Source organism: Dorea sp. D27 (assembly GCF_001185345.1).
Taxonomy (GTDB): Bacteria; Bacillota; Clostridia; order Lachnospirales; family Lachnospiraceae; genus Extibacter.
This window is the reverse complement of record NZ_KQ236762.1, coordinates 1-635: the sequence shown is the minus strand read 5'-3', so window position 1 is coordinate 635 and position 635 is coordinate 1. Positions and strand designations below refer to the sequence as shown.

Sequence of the window (635 nt, the reverse complement as noted above, 5' to 3'; positions counted from 1 at the left end):
AGGCTCCGACTATTTCACGTATCCCTAACCCTGCGGAATGCGCGCCGATAGCGGCTTACATCCCGCAGGATAAGGGCTACGGAAAGGATTCTCCGCCTCTCCCGCTTATACCTGCGCATCTCCCACCCGGCTCCCCGCCCGCTATCGACTTTACTAACAAGGGCGAGAGCGGCCGTGTGACGTTACTGGCCAGCGGATGACCGCTGGCTGTGTCAGCTAGATGGAAAATGATAGCAAGCTTCATGTAAACAGCACATACAAATTAGAATGGTGTATATTATCGTAGTTAAACGTTTGCAGCGAGGCGTGCACGCCGTTGCTGCAGGAAGAGCCGGAATCAGGCAAGGGATGTTATCTCACATAACAGCCCTGTACCTGATTCCGGCTCTTCCTCATTATAATTATAATTCCATTTTGCCAAAGGTTTTCACTCGCTCAGCTTTTTTATTAATATACCGGCACAGATAAATTCCTTCCGACCGCCAGTAACGTCACACAGCCGTCCCCGCCCGTGCCAGTAAAGTAGATAGCCGCTGGGGAGGCAGGGGGCAGATGCGAAGGTATAAGCGGGAGGGACGGAGAATCCTCACCAGATTCCTTGGCCCGTGGGGTGTGAGCCGCTATCGGCGAACATT

2 protein-coding genes are annotated in these 635 nt (G+C 53.1%); one reads left to right on the top strand and one right to left on the bottom strand.

From position 1 onward, the window contains the following. On the top strand, positions 1 to 200 hold a 200-nt coding region (locus tag HMPREF0980_RS19320), incomplete at its 5' end, for a hypothetical protein (protein ID WP_207643624.1). A 247-nt stretch (positions 201 to 447) separates the two neighbouring features. Here the strand turns inward: HMPREF0980_RS19320 and HMPREF0980_RS19315 are convergent. Further along, on the bottom strand, positions 448 to 635 hold a 188-nt coding region (locus tag HMPREF0980_RS19315; RefSeq protein WP_207643623.1), incomplete at its 5' end, for a hypothetical protein.